This window comes from Pseudomonas grandcourensis (assembly GCF_039909015.1).
Lineage (GTDB): Bacteria > Pseudomonadota > Gammaproteobacteria > Pseudomonadales > Pseudomonadaceae > Aquipseudomonas > Aquipseudomonas grandcourensis.
This window is the reverse complement of the sequence record NZ_CP150919.1, coordinates 5789833-5813558: the sequence shown is the minus strand read 5'-3', so window position 1 is coordinate 5813558 and position 23726 is coordinate 5789833. Positions and strand designations below refer to the sequence as shown.

Sequence of the window (23726 nt, the reverse complement as noted above, 5' to 3'; positions counted from 1 at the left end):
CGCTTAAATCCACACATCATTCTCGGCTGTGCGTTCACCACCTTCACTGCCGGTGTTGAGTACGCCCTTGGGTTCGATCAGCAGAAGTTTTACCTCCTGCTCGGCACAGGGCTTGTGTTCGACGCCTTTGGGCACCACGTACATTTCCCCGGCGTTCACCAGCACGTGGCCATCGCGAAAATCGATGCGCAACCGGCCTTCGAGCACGATGAAGGTTTCGTCGGTATCGAGGTGGTCGTGCCAGATAAAGTCCCCCAGCAGCTTCACCACCTTGAACTGGTAGTCGTTCATTTCGGCGATGACCCGGGGCGACCAGTGGGAATCGATCCGGCTGATTTTTTCAGCGAAGTTCAGGCTTTCGTAAGCGTTCATGAAACAGCTCTCGCGGTGGTTGGTATACCCACGATAGCCAGCGACTCAACGTCCTTCTTGTACGATTGTGCGTGGCTCAACGGCGCTGCATGTTCATCCAGCGGGCCGGTGACAGGCCGTAGGTTTTGCGAAATTGCCGCGTCATGTGGCTCTGGTCGGTGAAGCCTGCGATCAGCGCGGCGCTGACCAGGCTCTGACCCTGAATCAGTAGCGCACGGACCAAGTCCAGGCGGCGCATGGTCAGGTAGCGGTAGGGGCTGGTACCGAACAACAGGCGAAAATCCCGGGACAGGCTCCAGCGATCCCGACCACTGTGCTGCGCCAGTTCATCCAGGGTCACGGTGCGATCCAGGGCGCCGTGGATGTATTCCCGCGCACGCTGCGCGGCCACGTAATCGAAACCCGAGCGTTTGCCCGGCGCACCGGAAACCGCGCTCATGGCTTGCGCCAGATCGAACAGCGCATCCTGCTCTTCCAGTGGATCGAGCGGGCAATCCAGGCTGCGCAGCAACGCGCCCGTGGCGGCGAACAGGCGGGGATCGTTCGACAGCCCGGTCTTGATGAACGGCAGCGCCTGCCCGCCGAGCATCTGCTGGATCAGCGCCGGTTCGATGTACATCATCCGGTACTGGAATCCGGACTCGGTGCCGGCTTCGCCATCGTGGGCTTCGTCCGGGTGCAGCACGATCGTTGCGCCCGGCAGGCTGTGACGCCAGCCGCCGCGATACTGAAAGCTCTGCACCCCGGCCAGGGTGTGGCCGATGGCATAGGTGTCGTGGCGGTGAAGGTCGTAGCCATGGCCGGCAAAAAACGCCTCGAAACGCTGCAGCCCGCCGACATCGGGCGCGCGAAGGAACCAGTCATTGCGAGGCGGACGCTTGGCCATGGTGATGATTGTCTTGAGTTTGATGTGCAACACGGTAACTCAGCCAGCGGTTCCCTGTCTTCTGATCGGATGGCGGCATGCCCGCTAGAAAACCAAGGGCAAATACTGCACTGTGGGGCGCATTCGCTACAGGTCGTTTTTTATTTGTCAGGATGAGGCCAAGTCATGAGCAAATTGCGTGTGGGGATCATTTTCGGAGGCCGTTCGGCCGAGCATGAGGTGTCGTTGCAGTCGGCGAAAAACATCGTCGATGCGCTGGATCGTTCACGCTTCGAGCCGGTGCTGATCGGCATCGACAAACAGGGCCATTGGCACCTCAATGACCCTTCCAACTTTTTGCTGAACCAGGAAAACCCGGCGCTGATCGCCCTCAATCAGTCCAATCGCGAACTGGCCGTGGTGCCGGGCAAAGCCAGTCAGCAACTGGTGGAAACCTCCAGCCAGGAAATGCTTGGTCACGTCGATGTGATCTTCCCGATTGTCCACGGCACCCTCGGTGAAGACGGTTGCCTGCAAGGCTTGCTGCGCATGGCCGATCTGCCGTTTGTCGGCTCCGATGTGCTCGGCTCGGCCGTGTGCATGGACAAGGACATCAGCAAGCGCCTGCTGCGCGATGCCGGCCTGGCGGTGACGCCGTTCGTGACATTGACCCGCGCCACGGCGGCGCGCACCGGTTTTGCCGAGGTGCGGGGCAAGTTGGGTTTGCCACTGTTCGTCAAACCGGCGAACCAGGGCTCCTCCGTGGGTGTGAGCAAGGTCACCGACGAGGCTGAGTACATCGTTGCGGTGGAACTGGCCTTGAGTTTCGATACCAAGGTGTTGATCGAGTCTGCCGTCAGCGGCCGCGAGATTGAGTGCGCGGTGCTCGGCAACGAAGACGCCATCGCCAGTGGCTGCGGCGAGATCGTGGTGCGCAGCGGGTTCTATTCCTACGACAGCAAGTACATCGACGACACGGCTGCTGAAGTGGTGGTGCCGGCCAATATCAGCGTCGAAGCCAGCGAGCGCATTCGCGCCCTGGCCGTCGAAGCGTTCCAGGTACTGGGCTGCTCCGGCCTGGCCCGTGTCGACGTGTTCCTGATCGACAGCGGCGAAGTGCTGATCAATGAAATCAACTCGCTGCCCGGCTTCACTCGCATCAGCATGTACCCGAAACTGTGGCAGGCCACCGGCATGACCTACAGCGAACTGGTGACGCGACTGATCGAGCTGGCGCAGGAAAAGCACCAGGTTCGGCAGGGGTTGAAGATCAGTCGATAAGCGCTGCTGATTTTCGCTTGTACATAAAAAGGGCCTACCCACCGGTAAGCCCTTTCTCATCCCCATGTACGACTCAATCCCCCAACGCTTGCCCTTCACGCCGCGGATCGGCCCCGCCTGTCAGCGACGCTTTCCCTTGGGCGTCCTTGACCCGAACAATCGCCTGGGTCCCGCTGGTCATGTCGATCTCGCTCACGCTGTGCCCTTTGTCTTTCAGCGCCTGAATCAGCGTCGGGCTGAACTGTCCCTGTTCCAGTTCGGTCGGGCCGTTGCGGCTGCCAAAGTTGGGCAGGTTGATGGCGGCTTGGGCATCGAGGTTCCAGTCGAGCAGGCCGATGGTGGATTTGGCCACGTATTCGATGATTTGCGAGCCGCCTGGGGAGCCGACGGTGGCGAGGAACTCGCCGCTCTGGCGGTCGAAGATCAGGGTCGGGGCCATGGAGGAGCGCGGGCGTTTGCCGGGCTCGACGCGGTTGGCGACTTTTTGCCCGTTTTCCTCGGGGATGAACGAGAAGTCGGTCATCTCGTTGTTGAGCATGAAGCCCTGAACCATGATGTGCGAGCCGAACGCCGACTCGATGGTGGTGGTCATCGACACGGCGCCGCCGGCGTCATCGACGGCCACCACTTGCGAGGTGGAAATCCGCAGCGGCGAACGGTCCGGCGCATAGGCCACCCGGATGCCCGGCGGCGTGCCGGGTCTGGCCGTGCCCATGCTGCGTTCGCCGATCAGGGCGGCGCGGCTGGCGAGGTAGGCCGGGTCGACCAGGCCCTTGACCGGCACGGGCACGAAGTCGGTATCGGCGACGTACTGAGCGCGGTCGGCATAGGCCAGGCGTTCGGCTTCAGCGATCAGGTGCACCGCTTGCGGGTCGGGCTCGATACCGGCCGGGGTTGTGGTTTTAACCGGCTTCAGCGGTGCCAGCGCCAGGCGTTTATCGCGAGTCTCCAGGGCTTGCAGCGTGCCGAGGATCTGCGCCACGGCGATCCCCCCCGATGACGGCGGCGGCATGCCGCAGACTTGCCAGCGCTTGTAGTCGGTGCATAGCGGCGCGCGCTCCTTGGCCTGGTAGTTGGCGAGGTCGGTCAGGGACAGGCTGCCGGGGTTCGCGTGACCCTGCACCTTGGCTGCGATTTCCTCGGCGACCGGGCCTTTGTACAGGGCATCCGGGCCTTCATGGGCGATGCGTTTGAACACGGCGGCGAGTGCCGGGTTCTTCAAGTTTGTGCCGACGGCTTTTGGGCTGCCATCGGCATTACGGAAGTAAGCCATCATTTCCGCTGAGCGCGGCATGGACGAATCCGCGGCGATCAACTGGTGCAGGCGTGGCGAAATGGCGAAGCCTTGTTCGGCGAGCCGGATGGCTGGTTCAAACAGCTGCGCCCAGGGCAGGCGTCCGTGTTTTTGATGGGCCAGTTCCAGGGCGCGCAGCACGCCGGGTGTGCCCACCGAGCGGCCGCCAATCTGCGCCTGGGTGAACCCCATCGGTTGTCCATTGGCTTGCAGGAAAAGCTTCTCGGTAGCGCCGGCCGGGGCGGTTTCACGCCCGTCGTAGGTGCGCACGGCCTTGCCATCCCAGAGTACGATCAATGCACCGCCACCGATGCCCGAAGACTGTGGCTCGACCAGCGTCAACACTGCTTGCATCGCAATCGCCGCGTCGATGGCCGAGCCGCCCCGGCGCAGCATCTCCCGCCCGGCTTCGGCCGCCAGCGGGTTGGCTGCCGCTGCCATGTATTTCTCGGCGTGTTGAGTTTTCAGGTCGGTGCGGAAGCCGGAAGCGCTTTCCGGAGCGAGTGGCAGCGTCGGGACTGAAGCGTTGTTGCATGCGGTAAGGGTCAAGGCGCTGGCGAGCAGAACCAGGGCTGGCAGGCGATAGCGGCGCAAAGGAAAGGTTGAGAACACGTGGGGTACTCCGTCCGTTGGATCTACGATCAGCCGACTTTATCGGCCGACCGGGAGGGACGCAAACCGAGTCCTGCGGCACCGACGTTTTTGTCCTTCATCAATGGCGGGATTTTCTGTAGGGTCGTTGCCAACAGGCAGGCCGGAAAATCAACAAGAGGCAGACATGCATACCGAGTTCCCCACCCAGTCCAGCTATCGCACCCAGCGTGAACAGTTCCTGGCCGCTGCGACCACGGCAGGCGCAACGCTGACGGAATACCCACACCCGCTCAAAGGACCGTTCGGCGAAGCCCTGGGTACCGATGTGGCGGTGCTGGGGGATCCGGGCGCCAAGCGCCTGCTGATCGCGTTGAGCGGCACTCATGGGGTCGAAGGCTTCTACGGCTCGGGCTGCCAGATCAAATGGCTGCAGGAGTTGGGCAAGCGTTCCCTGCCAACGGATGTCGCCGTGGTCATGATCCATGCCATCAACCCTTGGGGCATGGCGTGGTTGCGCCGGGTCAACGAAGACAATATCGACCTGAACCGCAATCACCTGGATTTCCAGCGACCGCTGCCAGACAACCGGGCCTACAACGCCCTGCATGAAATCTATGCCTGCCCGCAGTTGCAAGGTCCGCAGCGTGATCGTGCCGATGCCTTGCTCGACGAGCAGATTCGCCTGCACGGCTGGCCGGCGGTCATGTCGATTGTCGAGGGCGGTCAGCATGCTCATCCCGACGGCCTGTTTTTCGGCGGGCTGGCGCCGAGCTGGTCGAACCGCACGTTGCACGAGATCGTGCAGAAGCACGTGGCCCATGCCGAGGTCGCCATGTGTTTCGACTTGCACACGGGCGCTGGCGAGTACGGTCATCCGATGTTGTTGACCATCACCGAGTCCGCCTATCCGGCGCTGGCGGATGCGCAGGCGATTTATGGCCCGTGGCTCTACAGCCTGCAAACCGGTGCCGACACCCTGAGCGAAACCGGTGTGGCGGCAACGGCCACCGGCTATACCTCGCAGGCGCTGATCAATGCGCTGCCGCAGGTGCGGCTGATGCCGTTTGTCATCGAGTGCGGGACTTATCCGGGGCCGGAGGTTCACCGTCATCTGCGCGATGATCACTGGCTGCATCTGCACGGCAACCCGAATGACGCAACAGGGCGCGAGATCAAGCTGAATCTGCTCGAGCAGTTCTATCCCGCCGACAGCGATTGGCAGGCGATGGTCTGGCTGCGCACCTGGCAGATCTGGGAGCGGGCGTTGTCGGCATTACCGACGGTTCGCAACTGACACCCCTCAGTGGCTCGATGGCCGCGCGGCACGCGCGCCATCACGCCGAAACCATCACACCGCCTTCGAGTGCCGTAGCCCCGGCCACTTTGCACAATTCAACCCCCGCCGCCGCAAAGCGAATCGCACTGCGCATGTACATCACGCCACGGGTGGAGCTGCATACAACCTGCGTAGCGCCAGTGATGGGGTCTATGACGTGCACCACCGGCTCATCACGCTCGATCCACGCGCCGGGTTTGTGCAGGAACACCACGAGCCCGGCGCAGGGGGCGCGCAAGGTCAGTGAGCCATCGAAGGGTGTCGCGGGCTGGAGCAGGGCTGGCATCGGCGGCGGTGTGCCGGCGAGGATGCCCCGGTGTTGCAGGAAGGCGTAGAGGGCGGCGGCATCGACGCGGGCCAATGCATGATCGACATCCGCTTCGCCGCGTAACTCGACGGTGGAGGCGACGCAGCCGGAAGGGATTGGAAAGCGTCCGGTAAACGCTTCGGCCAGACGCCACCAGGGTTGACCGCATGCCTCGTCAAACGAGCCAGCGCCCGTACCGCTGGCCAGCAGGCTGGCCTGTGCGCCGATGTAGCGTGCCAGCGGTTCGATCTGCGACCAACAGGGCGTTTCTGCATACAGGTGAACCACGGCCTGGGCATCGCAATGCAGGTCGAGGACGAAATCGGCGTCGTGGGCCAGCAGCAATTGTGCCTGGCGCATCGAGTCGATCTCGCTGGTCGGGCGGATCTGTTTCAGGGCACTGGCCATGGCGCGCCGAATGATCTGCCGGTTTGCATCGGCATCCCCGGTCAGTTCATGGGCCAACCGATCTCTGATCGTCTCGGCCAAATCAGGATAACGGCGATTGAAATTCTCACCGCTGTTGAAATCGAAACGCCCCATCGCGTCGTGCATCAAGGTCTGTTCGAGGCCAATCGGATTGGCGATGGGGACCAGCACGATCTCCCCGAGGATCTGTCCGCGAGCCTCGGCACTGTCGAGCATTCCACGCAGGTGATGCAGCGCCAGCATGCCGGGCAATTCGTCGGCGTGCAGGCTGGCTTGCAGATAAACCTTGCCGGCGCGTCCGGGCTGGCCGTAATGGACGCTGATCAGGTGCCGCTGGGTACAGGGGTTGCGGGTCAACAGGGGCTGATGCTCGACGCGCATAAAGCGTTCCTTGAGACAGAGGGGGCAAGTGCCGAAGTTTCCATCTTTATGAAAATGAGTGGCCCCAACAATCGAATAATTTGCCCGTCACTGGTGAGCAAAATGATCCATTGACCGGCAGTGAAACGTCCAAATGCGCCATAAGACCGTTCAATAAAATTTGACAGTGACGCAAATTTATTTCGATTGATGTAATCGTTTCGTCACCAATACTAGGGCCCTCGGTTCAGGTCTCTGTGAGCCTGGAATTCCCAATAAGAATAAAGAGGTGCTCGCATGACCAGTTGTGCCCAGGCGCTCGTCCGGTTACTTGAAGGCTACGGCGTGGAGTCGGTGTTCGGCATTCCCGGTGTGCACACGGTCGAGCTTTATCGCGGGCTGCACGGCAGTTCTCTGCGCCACATCAGCCCGCGTCACGAACAGGGTGCAGGCTTCATGGCGGACGGCTATGCCCGTGCCAGCGGCAAGCCCGGCGTGTGCTTTATCATTACCGGCCCCGGCATGACAAACATCCTCACCGCCATGGGCCAGGCCTACGCCGACTCGGTGCCGATGCTGGTGATTTCCACCACCAGCCGCCGCGAACATCAACGCCTGGGCCACGGCTACCTGCATGAAATGCCCGACCAGCGTGCAGTGGTCGCCGGGGTCTGCGCCTTCAGCCATACCTTGCAGCGGCCCGATGAATTGCCGGAAGTGCTTGCCCGCGCCTTCGCACTGTTCGGCTGTGCCCGCCCGCGTCCAGTGCACATCGAAATTCCGTTGGACGTGCTGGAAATTCCGGCCGACAACCTCGACCTGCGCCCACGTACCTTGCCGCAAGCCCCGGCGCCGGCGGCGGCGAATATTGCGGCGGCGGTGAAACTGCTGGCGGCGGCGCGCAAGCCGTTGATCCTCGCCGGTGGCGGCGCCCGAGGCGCAGGCCCGCTGGTGCAGGCGCTGGCGGAAAAGTTGCAGGCGCCGGTCGCCCTGACCACCAATGCCCGTGGCCTGCTGGCGCCGGAGCACCCGCTGTTGCTCGACGGGGTTCAGTCGTCGGCTCATGGCCGTGCACTGTTTGCCGAAGCCGACGTGGTATTGGCGGTCGGTACCGAATTGGGGGAAACCGATTACGACTTCTTCGGTCTGGGGCCGCTGTCACTTAATGCGCCGCTGATTCGCCTGGACATCGATCCCTTGCAGATCCTGGGGGCGGCTCGCGCCGACGTGGGCTTGCTGGGCGATGCCGGGCAAGGGCTGCAAGCGCTCCTGACGGCAGTGCCTGAAGCTTGCGCCAGCGACTGGGCCCATCAGCGTGTAGCACAGGTCAATGCTGCCGAACGGTCCGGCTGGAGCAGCAAGCAGAACATCATGCAGCAGATGCTCGACACCCTGCGCGACAGCCTGCCCGCACCGATCGTGGTCGGCGATTCGACCCAGCCGGTGTATCAGGGCGCGCTGGGTTATCGCGCCCCGCAAGCCAACAGCTGGTTCAACGCCGGCACAGGCTTTGGCACCTTGGGTTACGGCTTGCCGGCGGCCATCGGCGCCAAGCTCGCCGCGCCTGATCGTCCCGTGGTGGCGGTGGTCGGCGATGGTGGCGTGCAGTTCTCCAGTGCCGAACTGATCGCTGCCCGTGAAGCGGAGTTGGGGGTGATCGTGGTGCTGTGGAACAACCACTGCTATGCCGAAATCCGCGACTACATGACCAACCGCGATATTCCCCCATTGGGCGTGGACATCCTGCCACCGGACTTTGCCGCATTGGCCAAGTCCTGCCACGTCGCCCACATCGGCATTAGCAGCCTTGAGCAGTTGCGCGAGGTACTTGCCAGCCAGGTCCACACCCGTCAACCGATTCTGCTGGAACTGGACGCCGCCGCTTTCCTGTCTGCCTGAACCGTTAGGAGTGAACCGCATGGAATTGCAGAAGAGATTTGCCCTGAAGTGGATCGACCAGCATCGTCAGCAGTTATCGGATTGGCACCAGATCATCTGGCACTACGCGGAGCCCGCGTTTCGCGAGTACAAGTCATGTGCCTGGTATGTGGATCTGTTGCGCAAGGAAGGTTTCACCGTCGAAGAAAACAGCGGCGGCATGCCCACCGCGTTTTGCGCAACCTTCAGTAATGGCCAGGGACCGGTGCTGGCGACCTACGCCGAATACGATGCGGTCCCCGGTAATTGCCAGGCTGCCACTACCCGCAAGATGCCCCGCGAAGGTTTGTCGCGGTTCGCCCCGGGCCACACCGATCCGCACTCTGCGCTGGGTATCAGCGCGTTGGGCGGGGTGCTCGCGGCGAAGGCGGCGATGCTTGAGTTCGGCATCGAGGGCACCATTCGTTTCTTTGGTGAGCCGGCGGAAAAGCTCCGTGCGTCCAAACCCGTACACGCGGCCAAGGGTTACTACGACAACCTGGATGCGGCCATCAGCTTTCACCCCACCTACATGTTGCCGCTGAACAACACCACCACCTGGGATACCCATTGCGGCATTGCTTACGCCTACATCTACAGCTTCACCTGCGAAGACCCGGAAAACTGGATTGCCGCCGACCGCTATAGTCCGATCCCGCAGAATCACCTGGCTGCGCGGGCACCGGGCGCCAACGATGCGCTGATGCACTTCTACAACCTCAACGAGAGCCTGCGCCGTTCGACCCTGCCGTTCACCGGTTTGTGGAGTTACAACGAGGCCATCCTGACGGCCGGGCAGGCCACCGCCGACAACCTGCCACCGCACCTGTCACAGATCCAGTACCTGCTGCGTTGCGATTCGATCGAGCAGGCCGAAACCATTTCCCAGGTGATGGATAACAACGCCGCCGCTGCGGCGATGGCCACCGGTTGCCAGTGGAAAAAGACTTGGGTCTGCAAGTCCCGTGGCGGTCTGCCCAACCATGTGCTGGCGCGGGCGACATACAGCAACCTGGCCGCCGTCGGCGCACCGCGATGGGGTACAGAAGCCTGTGAGATTGCCCGTGAGATCCAGAGCAATCTCGGTCTGGAACCGATGGCGGAACCTTTCCTGCCGGCCACCGAACAACTGATCGACCCGCAGGAATGCGAACGGCAGATACGCCTGCAAATGCCGGCATGGCAGAAGTACCTGACCTCCGACGACTACCCCGAATACACCTGGCATTGCCCGACCGTGCGTCTGCTGGTGGCCCGCCCGATGCTCAGCGCCCCCGCCGGCCATGTGTACCCGGATTGGGTTTCCAATGCCTTGGGCGGCATACCGCAGACCATCGATCCGATGATCGAAGTGGCGGCGAAAACCATTGCCAACACCTTGCTCGACCTGTTCTGCAACGACGATTTGCTCAAGGCTGCCAAGGACGAGTTCAACCAGCGCACCGGCGGCGGCATCGGCGGTGAGCACTGGCAGGCGCCGCTGTTGCCGGCCGACTTTCAAGCCCCCCATCGCTTCCGCTGGCCGGAGTACATACGCACCGTGCGTGGCGAAGAGTGGTGGATCCCGGCGCGTGACGACGAGTAGTCGTGGCGTTGCCCGGCCTGCCTGAACAATCAGAATTCGAGGATCCAGACGTGCAAGCACTCACCCACGTGAATATCCCCCAGCCACACACTGACACCGCAGTCGTCGCCATCGATGACCTGCACAAGAGCTATGCCGATCACCACGTGCTCAAGGGCATTTCGATGCGCGCCAAAGAGGGCGAAGTGGTCTCGCTGATCGGCTCCAGTGGTTCGGGCAAAAGTACCTTGCTGCGTTGCATCAACCTGCTGGAAATCCCCTGCAGCGGCAGCCTGAGAATCAACGGCGAAGAAGTGCGTTTGAAGACCGGGCGCGGTGGCGTTGCGCAGATCGCTGACCCGCGTCAGGTCGAGCGTCTGCGCACGCGTTTGAGCATGGTGTTCCAGAGTTTCAACCTGTGGCCCCATCGCACCGTACTGGAAAACGTTATCGAAGCGCCGGTGTACGTACTCGGCGAGGACCGCAAGGAAGCCACGGCGCATGCCGAACACTTGCTGGAAAAAGTCGGCCTGATCGACAAGCGAAACGTGTATCCCTCGTTTCTGTCCGGTGGCCAGCAACAGCGCGTAGCGATTGCCCGCGCTCTGGCCATGCGCCCGCAAGTGATGCTGTTCGACGAGCCGACCTCGGCCCTTGACCCTGAGCTGGTGGGCGAAGTGTTGCGGGTGATTCAGGGCATCGCCGAAGAGGGGCGGACGATGATTCTGGTCACCCACGAAATGGCCTTTGCCCGGGACGTATCGAGCAAGGTCATCTATCTGCATCAAGGCCGGATCGAAGAAGAGGGCACGCCGCAGCAGGTATTGCTCGATCCACGCAGTGAGCGTTGCCGGCAATTCGTAATGGCCCAGGACAACCGCGGATAACCCGCACTGATGTTTTCACCTCGATAACTACAACCTGAAAAGAGGCATCAAAACATGAAGAAAACTCTGTTGATCACCCTGCAAGCCTGCCTGCTGGCCGGCATCGCCAGTACCTCGTTCGCCGCTGACAAACTGGTGTTCGGTATCGCCCTGGAACCTTACCCGCCGTTCTCGTTCAAGAGCGGCAAGGGCGAGTGGAGTGGCTTTGAACCGGAGATGATCACCGCGGTGTGCGAGCGCATGAAGGCCGATTGCAGCCTTAACGAAATGTCCTGGGACGGCCTGATCCCGGCCCTGAAGTCGCAACAGGTGGACGTGGTGCTCAACTCGTTGTCGATCACTCCCGAGCGTCAGCAAGTGATCGATTTCACCCAGCCGTACTTCTTCACCCGTGCACTGTGGATCGGTGATCGCAGCATGGAACTCGAACCGACCCCGGCCGGCCTCAAGGGCAAGATCATTGGTGTGCAGGGTTCGACCACCCACGCTGCGTTCGTCAAGAAGTACTACGGCGAAACCTCAACCATCCGTTATTACAACGACCAGGACGACATCCTCGCCGACCTGCGCAGTGGTCGCGTCGACATCATGCTGGCCGACCAGTTGGTGGTCGAACCGCTGCTGGACAACCCCGACAACTCGATGCTCGCCAGCAAAGGCGTGGCCCCGCTTGACCCGCTGTTTGGCGACGGTGTGGGCGCGGGTGTGCGCAAAGGCAACGATGCCCTGCGCGAGCGTTTGAACGTGGCGCTGCAATCGCTGCGTGCCGATGGCAGCTACGAAAAGATCCGTGAGCGCTACTTCAAGTCTGATATCTCGGCCCTTGAGTAATCAGCTTCTTCAGGCAAACCCAACACAGGTGTGCTCATGACACTTTCTGATATTTCCCGGCTGTTCTTCAGCGATGGCTGGCTCCAGGCCCTGGCCCAGGGGATGGTCAAGACCCTGGGGATTTCCCTGGGGGCTTTTGTCCTGGGGCTGGCCATCGGCCTGGTCGTGGCCATGACCAAGCTCAAGGGGCCGCGCTGGATGGTCGTTTGCGCCAATTGCTACACCACGCTCTACCGCGCGGTGCCGGAATTGCTGCTGATCCTGCTGCTCTATTACGCCGGTGCCGATCTGATCAACCTGACGCTGGCCGCATTCGGCCAGCCGAGCGTCGAGATCAACGGGTTCATGGCTGCCGTGGTGGTGTTGGGCATTGTGCAGGGCGCCTATTCGGGGGAAATCATTCGCGGTGCGATCGAGTCCATCCCCCACGGTCAGATTGAAGCGGCGCGCGCCTACGGAATCTCCCGCAGCTTGCTGGTGAGAAGGGTGATTCTGCCGTGCATGCTGCCCTTCGCGATCGCCGGGTTATCCAACCTGTGGCTGGTGCTGGTCAAGGAAAGCGCCTTGATCAGTGTGGTGGGTTACAGCGAATTGCTGACAGCGGGTCGTCAGGCGGCGGCATCGACCAAGCACTACTTGCTGTTCTACCTCGCCGTGGCGGCGTTCTATTACCTGATCACGCTGGTTTCCAGTTCGGTCTTCCGGCGGGTCGAAGTGCGCTTCGAACGCTGGATGCCACGGCACGCATAAGGGGAGGGCGAGTATGGACTTTCATTGGCTGGGCAATTTTTACCAGGAGCTGGTCAAGGGCGCCGGACTGACCCTGCAGCTGTTGCTGATCTCCGGGGTTATCGGCTTTTTCATGGCAGTGCTTGTGGCGCTCGGGCGCTTGTCGAAGAACCGCTTCCTATCCAACGGCCTGCGCTTTTACACCAGCGTGCTGCGGGGGACGCCACTGCTGGTGCAGATCTACGTGTTGTACTACGGCGTGGGCAGTGTTTTTGCGAGCTTCCCGTTGATTCGCGGCAGTATGTTCTGGCCGTACTTGCGAGAAGGCTTCTGGTACGTGGCGTTCGCGCTGACCTTGAGCGTTTCCGCGTACGTCGGTGAAGTGTTGCGCGGTGGCTTGCGCGCGGTACCGCGTGGCGAACTGGAAGCCGCACGGGCCTACGGCATGCGCCCTTGGCTGGTGTTGCGCCGGGTGTGGATGCCGCGCGCCTTGCAGATGCTGCGTCCGACATTGGCCGGGGAAAGCGTGATGCTGCTCAAGGCCACGGCACTGGCCTCGACCGTGGCGGTCACCGACCTGCTGGGGGCGGCAAACCTGGTGCGTTCGCAAACATTGCGCGTCTATGAGCCGCTGCTGGTGGTGGCGGTGATCTACATCATCCTGGCGATTGTCATTGAGCAAGGTTTTGCCCGGATAGGCAAAACGCCGCAACGTCAGGCCTGACTTCAAGGTCGATGGATACATCGGCCCAAGGGCTTATAAGGAGTTTCATATGAAATATTCGTCCATGGTCAAACGCATCAGCGGCGAAACCGTCACCGCCTGGGACATTCACTACGCGGCCTGTGATGCACAGGCTCGCGGTGAAGATGCGATCGTGTTGAGCATCGGCGACCCGGACTTTGCCACGGCCGATGAAATCTGCGCGGCAGCGGTTCAGGCGATCCATGAGGGCGACACCCACTACACCCACGTGATCGGGCGCCCGGCCCTGCGCGAGGCAATTGCTGCCAAGCAATCGGCGTTGCTGGGTCAGTCTGTGTCTGCCGACAACGTGGCATTGGTCGCTGGTGCGCAGAACGGTTTGTACGCCACGGCCATGTGCCTGTTTGAGCAAGGCGATGAAGTGTTGGTGCCCGCGCCCATGTACCTGACCTACGAGGCGAGCATCCAGGCCTCCGGCGCACGCCTGGTGCCGATTGCCCAGCCGGCCGAAGAAGACTTCCGCCTGACCCTGGCCGCGCTCGAAGCGGTGGTCACCGACAAGACTCGTGGTATTGCCTTGGCCACGCCGAACAACCCTACCGGCAACGTCTACACCCGCGAGGAACTGGAGGCCGTTGCGCTGATCGCTCAACGCCATAACCTGTGGGTGATCAGCGACGAAGTCTATGGTCAGCTCACCTATGACCGTCCGCACCAGAGCGTGGCCACCCTTGAGGGCATGGCCGAGCGCACCGTCATCTTGAACAGCCTGTCTAAATCCCACGCCATGACCGGTTGGCGAGTCGGCTGGGTGGTGGGGCCGCAAGAGCTGATCGGTCACCTCGATAACCTGTTGCTGTGCATGCTCTACGGCTTGCCGGGGTTCATTCAGGCCGCTGCGCTCAAGGCGCTGGAACTGGATGAGCAAGTGGTCGGGGAAGGGCGGGCTCTTTACCGTCGGCGTCGAGACCTGGTGGCCGAAGGTTTGCGCCATGTGCCGCTGCTCAAGTGCAAGGTGCCTGAGGCTGGCATGTTCATGCTGGTGGATGTGCGTGAGACGGGCCTGTCGAGCACGGACTTTGCCTGGCAACTGTTCCGTGAAACCGGTGTTGCCGTACTCGATGCCAGCGCTTTTGGCACCAGCACCGCTGGCTTCGTACGCATCTCGTTCACGGTATCCGACGCAGCGCTCAGCGATGCCTGCGGTCGAATCGCAGGCTTCATCGAACGCCTTCGCTCGAAGTGATGGTGCGGCTGCCACGGGGGTAGGGCATCAGTCCCTGTCGGACTTGGCAGCCATTCCAATCCGGGGCAATAACGTCAACGGGGCGGCACAGGATTTCCTGTTGTCGCCCCGTACTTTTCTCGGGGCATAAAAAAACGGCCTACCTTGCGGTAAGCCGTTTTTAGTACTTGGTGGCTACACAGGGACTTGAACCCCGGACCCCAGCATTATGAATGCTATGCTCTAACCAACTGAGCTATGTAGCCAAGTGGCGCGCATTATTCACCGGTAACGGGGATGCGTCAAGCATAAATCTAAAATATTTCTCTACGCTTTCAACCGTTTATCAAAATCTACCTTCCGAGCAGCGGCGAAGGGCAGCGTTGGAACCAACGACTGGCCTGTTCGTACGCGTGCGCCAATTGCAGGACAGCGAAGTCGGCCTGGTGTTTGCCGATGATTTGCAGGCCCATGGGCAAACCGTTCTGGTTGAAGCCTACCTGCACGTTGGCCACCGGGCAGCCCGACAGCGTGGCGGGAATTACCACTTCCATCCAGCGATGATAAGTGTCCATGGTCACGCCTTCGATGGACGTTGGCCACGCTTGGGCTTTATCGAACGGGAACACCTGGGCGCTGGGCAGCAGCAGGTAGTCGTATTTTTCGAATAGCCTGGAGATCGCCCGATACCAGTCGCTGCGCGTCACCGAGGCGGCAAACACATCGGTGGCCGAGAGTTTCAGGCCGTTCTCCACTTCCCAGCAGGCTTCCGGTTTCAACAGCGCCCGTTTTTGCGGGTCGGCATAAGTCGCACCCAACGAGCCAGCGACCATCCAGTGGCGCAACGTCCGCCAACTGCTCCACAGCTTCTCTGGCGCGAATTCGGACTGAACCGGTTCAATGTGGCAACCCAGGCTTTCGAAGTCGGCAAAGGCCTTCTCGCACAGCGAGAGGATGCCTTGCTCCATCGGCAGGTAGCCGTTGAAGTCGCCGAGCCAGCCCAGACGCGCGCCTTTGAAGTCCCGATCCAGCGGCGCGGCAAAGGCGTTACCCGATTCGGCAATGGACAGTGGCGCCCGCGCATCGGCTCCGGCCTGCACCGACAACAGCAACGCGGCATCGCGCACGCTGCGGGCCATGGGGCCTTCGTAGCCGAGTTGGTCGATAAACAGATCGGCACTGTCATCGAAGGGCACGCGGCCCTGGGAGGGACGGAAACCGAAGATGTTGTTGAACGCCGCCGGGTTGCGCAGCGAGCCCATCATGTCGCTGCCGTCGGCCACCGGCACCAGGTGCATGGCCAGCGCCGCCGCCGCGCCACCGCTGCTGCCGCCAGCGGTCTTGCTCGGGTCGTAGGCGCAACCGGTCGCGCCGAACAACGGGTTATAGCTTTGCGAACCGAGGCCGAATTCCGGGGTGTTGCTCTTGCCGATGATGATTGCGCCGGCGGCCTTGATCCGCTCGACCATGATGCCGTCGCGCTCGGGGATGAAGTCCTTGTACAGCGGCGAACCGAGGGTGGTGCGGATGCCGCGGGTCAGGGACAAGTCCTTGATCGCGTGGGGCAAGCCATGCATCCAGCCACGGTAATGACCTTTCGCCAGTTCGGCGTCGCGGATATCGGCTTGGGCCAGCAGGTCTTCTGGCGCTTGCAGGCTCACCAGCGCATTGACCTGCGGGTTGAAGCGTTCGATGTGGGCAAGATAAGTCTGCATCACTTCCCGGCAGGAAACCTGGCGCAGGCGGATGCGTTCGGCGAGCTCGTGGGCCTGCAACAGGACCAGTTCGCTGATGTTATTAGAGTTCATTGCAAGCGGCCTTTCAGACGGCTGGAAAAACGCCCCGTCATCGCGTCGGGGCGGTAGAGATCAACGCATCAGGTTGGTCCAGAGACGATCGGCCAGGCGGATCGCGCCTTCGCCGCAGGTCTTGCTGAACACCACGTTGGTGCCTTCGGGAATGTGCAGCTCCGGCGCGTCCTTCAGGCCCGCATCGAGGAACGGTTCCACACCCCTGATCGGGCTCTGGTGCTTGAGGAAGTTCTGGGTCATCGCCGCGTTTTCAGGCTGGCTGAGGAACGCGATGAAGGCCTTGGCGTTCGCCGGGTTCTTGCTGCCGGTCGGGATGACCATGTTGTCGACCCAGGCCAGCACACCTTCTTTCGGGTACAGGTATTTCAGGCTCGGTTTCATCTCCCGGGCGCGCATCGACGAGCCGCCCCAGAAGGTCGACATGTCGATTTCACCCGAGGCGAGGTTTTCGCGGATCGAACCGGCCTTGGAACTGTAGGTCTTGACGAAAGGTTTCTGCGCCTTGAGCAGGGTCAGGATTTGCTGCATCTGCTTCGGGTCTTCGCTGCACAGCGGGATGTTCAGATACAGGCTGGCCATGTCCACCATGTCGCTGACCGAGTCGAACATGTTGATCCGCCCTTGCAGCTCGGCCGGCGGCTCGTAAAGCACCTTGAGGCTGTCGGCAGGGCCCTTGTAACGCTCGGTGTTGAGCACCACGCTGGTGGTGCCCCAGATGAACGGCACCGAGTAAGCGCCTTCCGGGTCCCAGGTGGGTTTTTTCAGGTTGTCGACGACGCTGGCGTAGTAGGGCTCGTTGACCGGGTCGAAGCGCTCCAGCAGTTTTTCCTTGATCAGGATCGGCACGAACTGGTGCGACGGGATCGCCACGTCATAACCGGCACCGCCCTGTTTCAATTTGGCCAGCAGGGTTTCGTTGGAATCGTAGGAGTCGACGGTGACTTCGATGCCGGTCTGCTTCTGGAATTTGGCGAGAATCTCCGGCGAAAAGTAACCGCTCCAGCTCACCACGTTGAGTTTTTCCGCGGCCTGAACGCTGCCGGCCATGGTCAGCGGTAAAGTCAGGAACAACGAAGTACCGATGCTTGCAATCAACTTGCTCATGCTATTTCCCCACAGTGCGTAGAAGGTTCAGGTTTTCTTTTTGCCCAGCAGATAGGAAAGGGTGACGAACAGCACCGAGACACCCAGGATCAGGGTCGAGACGGCGTTGACGTCCGGTGTCACACCCATGCGCAACAGGCCGAAGATGAAGATCGGCAAGGTCGTGGTGCCGGCCTGGGAGACCATCATCGAGATCACGAAGTTATCCAGCGAGACGATGAAGGCCAGCATCAGCCCGGAGAATATCCCCGGCATCAGCAGCGGCAGGGTGACCTTGCGGAAGGTCCGCCACGGGCCGGCATACAGGTCGGCCGAGGCTTGCTCCAGGGACAGGTCCATGTCGTTCAGGCGAGCCCGAATCGGCAGAAAGGCAAACGGAATACAGAACACCGTATGGGCGATGATCAGGTTGCCGTAGCCCAGGGACAGACCGATGGTGGAGAACAGCGCCAGGGTGGCGACGCCGACCACGATTTCCGGGAGCACCAGGGGCAACATGATCGCGCCCATGGACAGTTGCAGGCCCTTGAACTTCGCCCCTCGTGAAGTGCCGAGGGCGGCGAGGGTGGCGATGGCCGTGGCGACCATGCTGGCGCAGACTGCGATCAACAGGCTGTTGCCGGCCGCCTGGCGCAGGGCCTGGTTGGCGAAGGCCGCGCGATACCAGTCGAGGCTGAAACCGGTCCACACCGTGGCCGACTGGTTGGCGTTGAACGAGAACACCACCAGCACCACGATCGGCGCGTAGAGGTACAGGTAGAACAGGAAACTGAATCCGCCGAAGCCGGGGAAGTCCTGCACGCCCAGCGTGTTGCGTTTGAACAGGCCGATCATCACGCACCTCCTTTGGCGATGCGCTGGCGCTCGGCACGCAAGGCATACACCGTCAGTACCAACATCACCGCCGCCATCAGCACCAGCGACAGGGCCGCGCCGAATGGCCAGTTACGCGCATCGCTGAACTGGCGGAAGATCAGGTTGCCGAGCATCATCCGCGTGCCGCCGCCGAGCAGTTCCGGGGCGATCATCGCGCCCAGGCAAGGCACGAAGGTGAGGATGGCGCCGGCGAGAATTCCCGGTTTGGCGATCGGTAACACCACCTTGCGCAGGGTTCGAACGCGTCCGGCGTAGAGGTCCTGAGCGGCCTCGAGCAGGCGGATGTCCATTTTTTCCAGGGTGGCGTAGATCGGCAGCACGACGAAGGGCGCGTAGGTATAAACCAGCCCCAGCAGCACCGCGCCGTCGGTGTAGAGCAGTTGCAGCGGTTGGTCGATGACCCCGAGGCCCATCAGGCTGTTATTGATCACCCCGGTGTTGCGCAGCAGCAGAATCCACGCATAGGTGCGGATCAGCAGGTTGGCCCAGAACGGCACGGTGATCAGAAAGATCAGCAGACCGCGGCGGTGGGGCGGCTGCATGGCCAGCCACACCGCCACCGGAAAACCGATCAGCAAAGTGATGAGAGTGGTCAGCCCGGCGATACCTATCGAGCGCAGGGCGATGATCAGGTAGGAGTCGGCGAAGGCCAGGCTGTCATCCAGTTGCCGCTCGAACAGCAGCGAGGTGTAGGCGTCACTGCTGAACACCTTGTTCACCCCACCGTAGGGGTTGGCCTCCATCAGCGAGTAACCGATGACGATCAGGATCGGCACGATCAGAAACAGGCCGATGGCGATCAGCGCGGGGCTGACCCCGAGAAAGCTCTGAAAGGCCCGCCGACGTTCCAGCGTGTTGGCAATCGGTAAAGCGTGCATGGCAATTCCTCGTGCTCAATCGTGCAGGACGCTGGCGCTGCCCTGGTCGAACAACAGACCGGCCTGGCTGCCGACGGCGAAACGCTTGCTCTGGTCGACGCAGTTGGGGGTGCGCACGGTGAGGCGCGAACCGTCGCTCAGGCTGACCTGGTATTGCAGGTCGGTGCCGAGGTAGATCTGCGCTTCGATCCGGCACGGCAAGGCACATTCGGTATTGCCCGGTACCAGATGCAGACGCTCGGGGCGCACGGACAATGTGACGTTGGCCCCGACCCGCACATCGCTGCACGGCTGTGCAGGCAGCGGATGACCGGCCGGGCCGGCGAACCAGGCCAGGCCGCCTTCGACGCGGGTTACCGTGCCTTCGATGAAGTTGGTTTCACCTATGAAGTCCGCGACAAAGCGATTGCGCGGGCGTTCGTAGATGTCTTCCGGACGACCGACCTGCTGCACTTCGCCTTCGGACAACACGGCGATGCGGTCGGACATGGTCAGGGCTTCTTCCTGATCATGGGTGACGAAGATGAAGGTGATGCCGGTGCGGGCTTGAATGGTTTTCAGCTCTTCGCGCATGGCCTGGCGCAGCTTGAGGTCTAGCGCCGAGAGCGGTTCGTCGAGCAGCAAGACTTTTGGATGCGGCGCCAATGCGCGAGCCAGGGCGACGCGCTGTTGCTGACCGCCGGACAGCTGCGCCGGCTTGCGGTTGGCAAAGCGCTCCATCTGCACCAGGGCGAGCATCTCGCGCACCCGTTCGGCCATTTGCGTTTTGTTCAGGACTTTGCCCATCGGGTGGGACTCAAGGCCGAAGGCCAGGTTCTCGGCGATGGTCATGTGCGGGAACAGCGCGTAATGCTGGAACACCGTGTTGACCGGGCGCTGGAACGGCGGGCGATCGGCGATGTTTTCGCCGTAGAGCAGAATCTCGCCTTCGGTAGGGAATTCGAACCCGGCGATCATCCGCAGGAGCGTGGTTTTTCCGCAGCCCGAAGGGCCGAGAAGGGTGAAGAATTCGTTGTCGCGAATGTCCAGGTCGATGCTTTTGAGCGCCACCGGGCCAGTCTTTGGATCGCCGTAGACTTTGCGCACTGAGCGGATGGAAACCGCCAGCGTTTGCAGCGAATGCAGGGCATTCATGCGTTACCTCCGATTCCCCCATCGCCTGCGCACGTGCTGAAAACAGCAGAGTCGTCGGGCCATGGATATTATTTTTCTGGGCAGGATCGAGATTGCGTTCGGGTGTTGTAACCAGCTGTTTTTTTGTTCTGCTGTGGATCGATTATCAGCGAGGGGTTGCGGGGGCGAAACTTCAATTTTAACATAGGGGCTGTTAAAAAATTTAACAGCAGAAGGCGCCCGGAAACCATGCCTGACCACCGTTTGCCGCCGCTCAACGCGGTGCGTGCCTTTGATGCCGCGGCCCGGTTGGGCAGCTATGTCGAAGCCTCCAAGGCCCTGCACGTGACCCAGCCGGCCATCGGCCGCCACGTGAAGTTGCTGGAAGACTGGCTGGGCATCCAACTGTTCGAGCGCACCTCTCGCGGGGTCAACCTGACGGTGGCGGGGGAGAAGTACCACCGCAAGATCACCGCCGCCTTGCAGCTGATCATCGAGGCCGGAAAAGAGGCGCAGCCAAAACACGCCGAACGCTGGCTGCGCATCATGGTGGTGCCGGGGTTCGCCAAGCGCTGGCTGATGCCGCGCATCGAGGCCATGCGTCATCTGCGCCCGGGCTTGAAGTTCGCCATCGAACCCAATTCGACCTTCACCGAAGTGGATGGCAAAAGCGCTGACCTGGGCATCGTCTACGGGGTGGACGGCCAATACGCCCACTCGCGCACCAGCCTGATTTGTCCTCGAGTGTTTCCGATCTGTTCCCCCGATTATCTGGCCAGCGTCGAGCCCATCGACAGCCCCGCGGACCTGGTGAAGCACAACCTGATCCACGTCGATGACGGCGAGTGGTGGAACCTGTGGTTCGCCGCCAACGACCTCGACATCCACCTCAATTCGGACATGCTCTACGTCAACAACGACCACGCATTGTCGGTGGCCGAGAGCGGGCAGGGCATCGCGCTGGCCAACGAGGTGCTGGTGCGCGAGGAACTCCATAGCGGCAAGCTGGTGCGGGTGGTGGACGCGCAAGTGAAGCTGGAAAGCTATCGGGTGCTGACGCCGTCCGCCGAGCTCTCGGCGGACGTGGCGTGGTTTATCGACTGGCTCAAGAGCGAGCTGGAGCAGGACTTCCCGGAGGCGGTGATCCGCGCCTGAGAAGTCCTTGGCGGACTCAACTCAAACGGAAGCGCCCGGTATTGTCGCTGAGGGCCTTGCTGCCGTGGCTCAAGGTGTCCGCTGCCTGGTTCACCGCGCGGGCACCTTCGAGCAAGCGCACCGCCGCTTGATCGACCTGCTGGATATTGCCGCTGACCTCGTCGGCGGTACTGGCCTGTTCCTCCACCGCCGTGGCGATATGCGCCAGGGTATCGGTGACGCTCTGCACTGCACTGGCGATTTCCCCGAGCCGTTCACCGAGGCCGGTGACCGCTTGTGCATCGCTCTCTGCCTGACTGCACGCGGCTTGCATCAGACTGACGGCCTCATTCACCGTGTTGCGCAGGCTGTCGACCGTGCCGGCAATCTGTGCGGTCGATGACTGCGTGCGTTGCGACAGGCTGCGCACTTCATCGGCCACCACCGCGAAGCCACGCCCTTGCTCGCCCGCCCGAGCCGCCTCGATGGCGGCGTTGAGTGCCAGCAGGTTGGTCTGCTCGGCGACGCCGCGAATGGTGTCGACCACCAGTTGAATCTGCTGCCCTTGTTCACTGACCCGGCCGAGTGCCGCAGCGGTCTCGTTCAGGCGTTGATTGAGTTGCTGGATGCTCGCGGTAGTGCGCTGGCTGTCACGGCTGCTGTCGGCGGCTATGCGCCGGGTGTGCTGGGCGCTGCCGGACGCCTCTTCGCAACTGCGGGCCACCCCTTGGGAGGTGGCGGCCAGTTGCGTCGCCGCAGCGGCAATCTGGCTGATCTGCAGCTGCTGGGCTTCGACTTCGCCCAAGGCATCGCTGGAATGATGATTGAGGGTTTGTACCGCGTTGCTCAGTTGCAGGGTTTCGTGATCCACCCCTTGCAGGCTGGTGCGCAGTTGCACCACGGCGACGTTCAGCGCGGTGCTGATGACCGCCAGTTCGTCCCGGCCTTGAACCGGCACTTGCAGGCTCAGATTGCCATCGCGCAGGGCCTCGGCCAGCACCGTGATGCCGCTGGCGCTGCGGCGGATCGAGGCCTGCAAACAGATGAACAGATACAGCGCTGCCAACAGCAGACAGCCCAACACGGCGGCCACCACAATGAACTGGCGGATCGCCGAACCGTGGTAGTAATCCAGGCGTTGATCCAGCGACACCAGCGACTGTTGGCGCAACGAAGCAAGGTCGGAGAGCAGGGCATCGAGACTGCGTTCGAAGTCGTCCGGCTTGAGGTTGATGCTGCCGCCGAACACGCCGTCATCCAGCACCTTCAGGCCCGCATCGAGGCGCTTGAGGCTGTCATGGTATTGCTCGGCCCAGGTTTGCAGGGCGCTGGGCAAGCGCGCTTCGAGCAGGCCAGCGGTTTTTACCAACTGCTCGCGCGCATCGCCGATGCGGCTGCGCAGGTCGCGCAGTTGCAGGCGGCTTTGCAGGGTGAACTGCCCGGACACTACCGAGGCCTGACCTACCGCCGCCAGACGACCGACCCGTTCGATCAGGTCTGGCGCATGCTGGGTGGAGATCTGCGTCAGCAAGTAGGTTTCCAGCCACGGCGCCAGCGTCAGGCGATTGTCCATGGCGATCTGCTCGCGCAAGGCTTGCAGGGCGCTCAAGGCGTTGGTGAAGCGATCATAGCCATCCGGCCACCAGCCGACATTGCTCAGGCTTTTTGAGTCGAGGCCATCGAGGGCGGTTTGCAGGGCCTGATAACGCGACAGGGTTTCGCCCTCGGCACTTTCTTTTTGCAGGGCATTGCCCAACTCGGCAGTGGCCTGGCTGACGGCAGGCTGAACCGCATCGAAGGCGGCCATCGCGGCGAGGGTGGCCGGCGTTGGTTGGCGATTGGTTTCCGTGGCGCGCCATCGGGCGGCGCGATCACGCTGGGCGGCGAGCAGGTCATCCAGCGCATCGAGCGCAAGCAGTTGCCGCACCCCGGCGCGTTCGCCGGAGATCAGGTTGAGTTTGTCGCGATAATCCTGGCCGATCATCCACAGGCTGCCGGCCAGCGGCAAGATAAACAGCAGAAACAACAGCTGGAATTTACGAGCGAAGCCAAAACGCCCCAGCAACCCGATCCCCGGTGATAAAAAAGCCTGCATGCCCCAAGACTCCTCTGG

The 23726-nt window shown here is 62.0% G+C and carries 19 protein-coding genes, 1 tRNA gene and 1 pseudogene; 10 read left to right on the top strand and 11 right to left on the bottom strand.

What is annotated here, in order from left to right; all coding sequences use genetic code 11:
* Positions 1-3: 3 nt before the first annotated feature.
* The gene (locus AABM52_RS26070) at positions 4-372 is read right to left on the bottom strand and encodes a cupin domain-containing protein (protein WP_046041843.1); all 369 of its coding nucleotides are present in this window, start codon (positions 370-372) and stop codon (positions 4-6) included.
* A gap of 76 nt (positions 373-448) precedes the next feature.
* Complete coding sequence (locus AABM52_RS26065; RefSeq protein WP_347912691.1) at positions 449-1258, bottom strand: AraC family transcriptional regulator; 810 nt, start codon at positions 1256-1258, stop codon at positions 449-451.
* Positions 1259-1423: 165 nt separating this feature from the next.
* On the opposite strand from AABM52_RS26065, the gene ddlA reads away from it, so the two are divergent.
* A complete protein-coding gene (gene ddlA, locus AABM52_RS26060; protein ID WP_347909027.1) occupies positions 1424-2518 on the top strand; it encodes a D-alanine--D-alanine ligase in 1095 nt (364 codons plus the stop codon).
* Positions 2519-2591: 73 nt separating this feature from the next.
* Here ddlA and ggt read toward each other — a convergent pair whose 3' ends face one another.
* A complete protein-coding gene (ggt, locus tag AABM52_RS26055) occupies positions 2592-4424 on the bottom strand; it encodes a gamma-glutamyltransferase (protein WP_347909025.1) in 1833 nt (610 codons plus the stop codon).
* A gap of 166 nt (positions 4425-4590) precedes the next feature.
* Here ggt and AABM52_RS26050 point away from each other — a divergent pair, with 166 nt between their 5' ends.
* Complete coding sequence (locus AABM52_RS26050) at positions 4591-5700, top strand: DUF2817 domain-containing protein (protein ID WP_347909023.1); 1110 nt, start codon at positions 4591-4593, stop codon at positions 5698-5700.
* 40 nt (positions 5701-5740) lie between these two features.
* On the opposite strand, the gene AABM52_RS26045 is transcribed toward AABM52_RS26050, so the two are convergent.
* Positions 5741-6859, bottom strand: coding sequence for a succinylglutamate desuccinylase/aspartoacylase family protein (locus AABM52_RS26045; protein ID WP_347909021.1), 1119 nt, complete (start codon positions 6857-6859; stop codon positions 5741-5743).
* Between the two features lie 276 nt (positions 6860-7135).
* Here AABM52_RS26045 and AABM52_RS26040 point away from each other — a divergent pair, with 276 nt between their 5' ends.
* The 7 genes and pseudogenes from AABM52_RS26040 (at position 7136) to AABM52_RS26010 (ending at position 14718) form a co-directional block, all read left to right on the top strand.
* Entirely contained in the window at positions 7136-8737 is a 1602-nt protein-coding gene (locus AABM52_RS26040; protein ID WP_347909019.1) for a 5-guanidino-2-oxopentanoate decarboxylase, read from the top strand.
* 19 nt (positions 8738-8756) lie between these two features.
* Positions 8757-10340, top strand: a complete 1584-nt coding sequence (locus tag AABM52_RS26035; RefSeq protein WP_347909017.1) for an amidohydrolase — start codon at positions 8757-8759, stop codon at positions 10338-10340.
* Between the two features lie 101 nt (positions 10341-10441).
* Positions 10442-11206 (top strand): annotated as a pseudogene (locus tag AABM52_RS26030) (ABC transporter ATP-binding protein); the annotation flags it as partial.
* Positions 11207-11260: 54 nt separating this feature from the next.
* Complete coding sequence (locus AABM52_RS26025; RefSeq protein WP_347909015.1) at positions 11261-12037, top strand: transporter substrate-binding domain-containing protein; 777 nt, start codon at positions 11261-11263, stop codon at positions 12035-12037.
* 36 nt (positions 12038-12073) lie between these two features.
* Entirely contained in the window at positions 12074-12787 is a 714-nt protein-coding gene (locus tag AABM52_RS26020; RefSeq protein ID WP_347909013.1) for an ABC transporter permease subunit, read from the top strand.
* Positions 12788-12800: 13 nt separating this feature from the next.
* Complete coding sequence (locus tag AABM52_RS26015) at positions 12801-13490, top strand: ABC transporter permease subunit (RefSeq protein ID WP_347909011.1); 690 nt, start codon at positions 12801-12803, stop codon at positions 13488-13490.
* A gap of 49 nt (positions 13491-13539) precedes the next feature.
* Positions 13540-14718, top strand: coding sequence for an aminotransferase class I/II-fold pyridoxal phosphate-dependent enzyme (locus tag AABM52_RS26010; protein WP_347909010.1), 1179 nt, complete (start codon positions 13540-13542; stop codon positions 14716-14718).
* 168 nt (positions 14719-14886) lie between these two features.
* Here AABM52_RS26010 and AABM52_RS26005 read toward each other — a convergent pair.
* From AABM52_RS26005 to AABM52_RS25980, 6 genes are all read right to left on the bottom strand, one after another.
* Positions 14887-14963, bottom strand: a tRNA-Met gene (locus tag AABM52_RS26005).
* A gap of 87 nt (positions 14964-15050) precedes the next feature.
* On the bottom strand, positions 15051-16505 hold the full coding sequence (locus tag AABM52_RS26000) for an amidase (protein ID WP_347909008.1): 1455 nt from the start codon (positions 16503-16505) through the stop codon (positions 15051-15053).
* 60 nt (positions 16506-16565) lie between these two features.
* Positions 16566-17612, bottom strand: coding sequence for an extracellular solute-binding protein (locus tag AABM52_RS25995; RefSeq protein ID WP_347909006.1), 1047 nt, complete (start codon positions 17610-17612; stop codon positions 16566-16568).
* Between the two features lie 27 nt (positions 17613-17639).
* Positions 17640-18449, bottom strand: a complete 810-nt coding sequence (locus tag AABM52_RS25990) for an ABC transporter permease (RefSeq protein ID WP_160390431.1) — start codon at positions 18447-18449, stop codon at positions 17640-17642.
* Positions 18446-19366, bottom strand: a complete 921-nt coding sequence (locus AABM52_RS25985) for an ABC transporter permease (protein WP_347909004.1) — start codon at positions 19364-19366, stop codon at positions 18446-18448. The genes AABM52_RS25990 and AABM52_RS25985 overlap by 4 nt, the downstream gene beginning before the upstream one ends.
* Before the next feature lie 15 nt (positions 19367-19381).
* Positions 19382-20500: an ABC transporter ATP-binding protein gene (locus AABM52_RS25980; protein ID WP_347909002.1), complete on the bottom strand. Its 1119-nt coding sequence runs from the start codon at positions 20498-20500 to the stop codon at positions 19382-19384.
* 228 nt (positions 20501-20728) lie between these two features.
* On the opposite strand from AABM52_RS25980, the gene AABM52_RS25975 reads away from it, so the two are divergent.
* Complete coding sequence (locus AABM52_RS25975; protein WP_347909001.1) at positions 20729-21634, top strand: LysR substrate-binding domain-containing protein; 906 nt, start codon at positions 20729-20731, stop codon at positions 21632-21634.
* 16 nt (positions 21635-21650) lie between these two features.
* Here AABM52_RS25975 and AABM52_RS25970 read toward each other — a convergent pair whose 3' ends face one another.
* A complete protein-coding gene (locus tag AABM52_RS25970) occupies positions 21651-23708 on the bottom strand; it encodes a methyl-accepting chemotaxis protein (RefSeq protein WP_347908999.1) in 2058 nt (685 codons plus the stop codon).
* Between the last annotated feature and the right edge of the window lie 18 nt (positions 23709-23726).

What these genes read in the sequence shown, in the direction of transcription:
- AABM52_RS26070 (WP_046041843.1), bottom strand. Translation starts at nt 372, where the DNA reads ATGAACGCTTACGAAAGCCTGAACTTCGCTGAAAAAATCAGCCGGATC.
- AABM52_RS26065 (WP_347912691.1), bottom strand. Translation starts at nt 1,258, where the DNA reads ATGGCCAAGCGTCCGCCTCGCAATGACTGGTTCCTTCGCGCGCCCGAT.
- ddlA (WP_347909027.1), top strand. Translation starts at nt 1,424, where the DNA reads ATGAGCAAATTGCGTGTGGGGATCATTTTCGGAGGCCGTTCGGCCGAG.
- AABM52_RS26050 (WP_347909023.1), top strand. Translation starts at nt 4,591, where the DNA reads ATGCATACCGAGTTCCCCACCCAGTCCAGCTATCGCACCCAGCGTGAA.
- AABM52_RS26045 (WP_347909021.1), bottom strand. Translation starts at nt 6,859, where the DNA reads ATGCGCGTCGAGCATCAGCCCCTGTTGACCCGCAACCCCTGTACCCAG.
- AABM52_RS26040 (WP_347909019.1), top strand. Translation starts at nt 7,136, where the DNA reads ATGACCAGTTGTGCCCAGGCGCTCGTCCGGTTACTTGAAGGCTACGGC.
- AABM52_RS26035 (WP_347909017.1), top strand. Translation starts at nt 8,757, where the DNA reads ATGGAATTGCAGAAGAGATTTGCCCTGAAGTGGATCGACCAGCATCGT.
- AABM52_RS26025 (WP_347909015.1), top strand. Translation starts at nt 11,261, where the DNA reads ATGAAGAAAACTCTGTTGATCACCCTGCAAGCCTGCCTGCTGGCCGGC.
- AABM52_RS26020 (WP_347909013.1), top strand. Translation starts at nt 12,074, where the DNA reads ATGACACTTTCTGATATTTCCCGGCTGTTCTTCAGCGATGGCTGGCTC.
- AABM52_RS26015 (WP_347909011.1), top strand. Translation starts at nt 12,801, where the DNA reads ATGGACTTTCATTGGCTGGGCAATTTTTACCAGGAGCTGGTCAAGGGC.
- AABM52_RS26010 (WP_347909010.1), top strand. Translation starts at nt 13,540, where the DNA reads ATGAAATATTCGTCCATGGTCAAACGCATCAGCGGCGAAACCGTCACC.
- AABM52_RS26000 (WP_347909008.1), bottom strand. Translation starts at nt 16,505, where the DNA reads ATGAACTCTAATAACATCAGCGAACTGGTCCTGTTGCAGGCCCACGAG.
- AABM52_RS25995 (WP_347909006.1), bottom strand. Translation starts at nt 17,612, where the DNA reads ATGAGCAAGTTGATTGCAAGCATCGGTACTTCGTTGTTCCTGACTTTA.
- AABM52_RS25985 (WP_347909004.1), bottom strand. Translation starts at nt 19,366, where the DNA reads ATGCACGCTTTACCGATTGCCAACACGCTGGAACGTCGGCGGGCCTTT.
- AABM52_RS25980 (WP_347909002.1), bottom strand. Translation starts at nt 20,500, where the DNA reads ATGAATGCCCTGCATTCGCTGCAAACGCTGGCGGTTTCCATCCGCTCA.
- AABM52_RS25975 (WP_347909001.1), top strand. Translation starts at nt 20,729, where the DNA reads ATGCCTGACCACCGTTTGCCGCCGCTCAACGCGGTGCGTGCCTTTGAT.
- AABM52_RS25970 (WP_347908999.1), bottom strand. Translation starts at nt 23,708, where the DNA reads ATGCAGGCTTTTTTATCACCGGGGATCGGGTTGCTGGGGCGTTTTGGC.